Below are 3,667 nucleotides of genomic sequence, written 5' to 3' on the forward strand. Positions count from 1 at the left end.
CTGACGATGGCCTCGTACCAGATGACCGAGAAGAGCGGTTTCTACAAGGCCAACCCTGGCACCGATGTCTCGGTCGAGCAGATGATCCGCAAGACCACTGACAAGTCGCGCGGCATCCGTCTGGGCAACTTCGTGCAGATCCGCACCATCATCGACGAGGAGATGGAACAGGTCTGGGGCGGCAAGAAGAGCGCCAAGGAAGGCCTGGATGCCGCGGTCAAGCGTGGCAACGAGCAGCTGGAGCGCTTCCAGAAGGCCAACAAGTAATCCCGTAGAAGCCACTTGAATTGAACGACCCGCCGGCACGGCGCCAGCGCCGCTCGGCGGGTCTGTCATTTGAGTGCATTGCAAGGAACCGCAAATGTCGGTCGAAAAAAGAGTCTTGTTCCGCTCGGGCTGGCTGCCCTGGGTGCTGCTGGCGCCGCAGCTGATCGTCATCACCGTGTTCTTCTTCTGGCCGGCCGGCCAGGCGCTGCTGCAGTCGCTGCAGCAGCAGGACGCTTTCGGCCTGTCGGTCGAATGGGTGGGGCTGGACAATTTCCGCCAGCTGTTCAGTGACGAAAGCTACTTGGCCTCGTTCAAGGTCACCGCGCTGTTCTCGGCGCTGGTCGCGGTGTGCGGCCTCTCCGTGGCGCTGCTGCTGGCGGTAATGGCCGACCGCGTGATCAAGGGCGCGATGGCCTACAAGACTCTGCTGATCTGGCCCTATGCGGTGGCCCCTGCGGTGGCCGGCGTGCTGTGGCTGTTCATGTTCGCGCCCTCGATCGGTGTGGTGTCCTACACGCTGCAGGTGATGGGGCTGGACTGGAACCATCTGCTCAACGGCAATCACGCGCTGACCCTGATCGTGGTCGCAGCCGTATGGAAGCAGATCTCCTACAACTTCCTGTTCTTCCTGGCTGGCCTGCAATCGATCCCGAAGTCGCTGCTCGAAGCCGCCGCCATCGACGGCGCCAGCCCGGCGCGACGCTTCTGGACCATCGTGTTCCCGCTGCTGTCGCCCACCACCTTCTTCCTGCTGGTGATCAACGTCGTCTACGCCTTCTTCGACACCTTCGCGATCGTTGACGCCACCACCCATGGCGGCCCGGGCAAGGACACCTCCATCCTGGTCTACAAGGTCTATTACGACGGCTTCAAGGCCCTGGATCTCGGCGGCTCGGCCGCCCAGTCCGTGGTGCTGATGGTGGTGGTGGTGGCACTGACGGTGCTGCAGTTCCGCTTCATCGAAAAGAAGGTGCAGTACTGATATGAACGCCCCTCGCTCACTTAGTTCACCGGCCGCCCTCGGGGCAGCCCAGCGGGAGTCCACACATGGTTGAACGCCGCCCCGCCCTCACCCTGCTGGCCCATCTGACGCTGATCCTCGGCGTGCTGATCGTGGCCTTCCCGGTCTACCTGACCTTCGTGGCCTCGACGCAGAGCCCCGAGCAGATCGCGCAGAGCCGCCCGCTCTCGCTGATCCCCGGCGATCACATGCTGGAGACCTGGAAGCTCGCGCTGTTCGGTGGCGAGACCAGCGCCGGCAGCAAGATTCCGGCCGCGCTGCCGATGCTGCAGGTCAGCCTGATCAGCGCGCTGGTGATCTCGCTGGGAAAAATCGCGATCTCGCTGCTCTCGGCCTTCGCCATCGTCTACTTCCGCTTCCCCTTCAAGCAGTTCTTCTTCTGGGCCATCTTCGTCACGCTGATGCTGCCGGTGGAAGTGCGTATCGGCCCGACCTACAAGGTGGTGGCCGATCTGGGCATGCTGAACACCTATGCCGGCCTGACGGTGCCGCTGATCGCCTCGGCCACCGCCACCTTCCTGTTCCGCCAGTTCTTCATGACAGTGCCGGATGAGCTGGTGGAGGCGGCGCGCATGGACGGCGCCGGGCCGATGCGCTTCTTCAAGGACGTGCTGCTGCCGCTGTCCAAGACCAGCATCGCAGCGCTGTTCGTGATCCAGTTCATCTATGGCTGGAACCAGTACCTCTGGCCACTGCTGGTGACCACCGAAGAGACCATGTACCCGGTGGTGATGGGCATCAAGCGCCTGGTCGCGGGCGAGTCCTACACCGAATGGAACGTGGTGATGGCCACCGCCCTGCTGGCGATGATCCCGCCGGCCCTGGTGGTGATGCTGATGCAGAAGTGGTTCGTCAAGGGCCTCGTGGACACCGAAAAGTAAGAGCACAAGACAATGGCAAGCATCTCTCTGCGCAATGTGGTCAAGCGTTATGGCCACGGCCCCAAGGCCAATCAGGTGATCCACGGCGTCAACGCCGAGATCACAGACGGCGAGTTCATCGTCATCGTCGGGCCTTCGGGCTGCGGCAAGAGCACCCTGCTGCGCATGGTGGCCGGGCTGGAAGAAGTCTCCGGCGGCGAAATCGCCATCGGCCCGCGCGTGGTCAACGAGGTGGAGCCGGCCGAGCGCGACATCGCGATGGTCTTCCAGAACTACGCGCTGTATCCGCACATGAGCGTCTTCGAGAACATGGCCTACGGCCTGAAGATCAAGAAGGTGCCAATGGACGAGATCAAGCAGCGCGTCGAGAAGGCCGCCAAGATCCTGGAACTCGGCCACCTACTGCAACGCCGTCCGCGCGAGCTGTCCGGCGGCCAGCGCCAACGCGTGGCCATGGGCCGCGCCATCGTGCGCAACCCGCAGGTCTTCCTGTTCGATGAGCCGCTGTCCAACCTGGACGCCAAGCTGCGCGCCCAGACCCGGCTGGAGATCCAGAAGCTGCACCGCGAACTGGGCGTCACCTCGCTGTTCGTCACCCACGACCAGGTCGAGGCCATGACGCTGGCGCAGCGCATGATCGTGATGAACGGCGGCCATATGGAGCAGATCGGCACGCCCGAAGAAGTCTATGGTCGCCCCGCCACCACCTTCGTGGCCAGCTTCATCGGCTCACCGCCGATGAACCTGCTGAAGGGCCAGGCCAAGGGCGCTGCCTTCACCGTCGGCGGTGTGACGCTTGAGCTGCCGGCCGCCGCCCCGCGCGATGGCGAGCTGATCCTGGGCCTGCGCCCCGAGCATCTGGACCACTGGAACGCAGAAAAGGGCTGGGCCTTCAAGGTCGAGATGATCGAGATGCTGGGCGCCGAGCGCCTGGTCTACGGCAAGCTGGGCAGCGAGACCTTCACGCTGCGCATCGACGGCACGCTGACCCCGCCCAAGCCCGGCGACACGCTGATGCTGGAAGTCTCGGCACAGCAACTGCACTGGTTCGACCCGGCAACGCAAAAGCGCGTCGATTGAGTGCGAAGGAGGCCCCGATGAGCGCGACGAACTGGCCCATGCCCTTCTGGATCGCCCATCGCGGCGCCGGCAAGCTGGCACCCGAGAACACGCTGGCTGCCTTCCGCCTGGGCGCGCAGTACGGCTGGCGTGCTTTTGAATGCGACGTGAAGCTGAGCGCCGACGGCGTTCCCTTCCTGCTGCATGACGCCACGCTGAACCGCACCACCCCGGAACGCGGCACGGCAGGCGAGCGGCCCTGGAGCGAGCTGTCTCGCATCGACGCGGGCGCCTGGCACAGCCGCAGCTTTGCCGGCGAGCCCATGCCCAGCCTGGACGCGCTAGCGCGCTTCTGCATCGCCAACCGCTACGCGCTGAACATCGAAATCAAGCCCACGCCCGGCCATGAGCTGGAAACCGGCCGCGTCACCGGCCGCGA

The 3,667-nt window shown here is 64.4% G+C and carries 4 protein-coding genes and 1 pseudogene; all 5 read left to right on the plus strand.

Going from position 1 to position 3,667, the window contains the following annotated elements:
• Positions 1 to 267: pseudogene (locus ACIQ67_RS20095) on the plus strand (sn-glycerol-3-phosphate ABC transporter substrate-binding protein); the annotation flags it as partial.
• A gap of 94 nt (positions 268 to 361) precedes the next feature.
• Positions 362 to 1,249 (plus strand): sn-glycerol-3-phosphate ABC transporter permease UgpA, encoded by an 888-nt coding sequence (gene ugpA, locus ACIQ67_RS20100; RefSeq protein WP_397536147.1) that lies wholly within the window; start codon positions 362 to 364, stop codon positions 1,247 to 1,249.
• 65 nt (positions 1,250 to 1,314) lie between these two features.
• Positions 1,315 to 2,169, plus strand: a complete 855-nt coding sequence (ugpE, locus tag ACIQ67_RS20105) for a sn-glycerol-3-phosphate ABC transporter permease UgpE (protein WP_397536148.1) — start codon at positions 1,315 to 1,317, stop codon at positions 2,167 to 2,169.
• Positions 2,170 to 2,181: 12 nt separating this feature from the next.
• The gene (locus ACIQ67_RS20110; RefSeq protein WP_397536149.1) at positions 2,182 to 3,249 is read left to right on the plus strand and encodes a sn-glycerol-3-phosphate import ATP-binding protein UgpC; all 1,068 of its coding nucleotides are present in this window, start codon (positions 2,182 to 2,184) and stop codon (positions 3,247 to 3,249) included.
• 17 nt (positions 3,250 to 3,266) lie between these two features.
• Positions 3,267 to 3,667: glycerophosphodiester phosphodiesterase family protein (locus ACIQ67_RS20115; protein ID WP_397536150.1), on the plus strand; the 401-nt coding region annotated here is incomplete at its 3' end.

The sequence above is a fragment of the Roseateles sp. genome, assembly GCF_044373315.1.
GTDB lineage: Bacteria > Pseudomonadota > Gammaproteobacteria > Burkholderiales > Burkholderiaceae_C > JACDQM01.

Coding starts and splice junctions, on each gene's coding strand:
- ugpA (WP_397536147.1), top strand. CDS start 362: ATGTCGGTCGAAAAAAGAGTCTTGTTCCGCTCGGGCTGGCTGCCCTGG.
- ugpE (WP_397536148.1), top strand. CDS start 1,315: ATGGTTGAACGCCGCCCCGCCCTCACCCTGCTGGCCCATCTGACGCTG.
- ACIQ67_RS20110 (WP_397536149.1), top strand. CDS start 2,182: ATGGCAAGCATCTCTCTGCGCAATGTGGTCAAGCGTTATGGCCACGGC.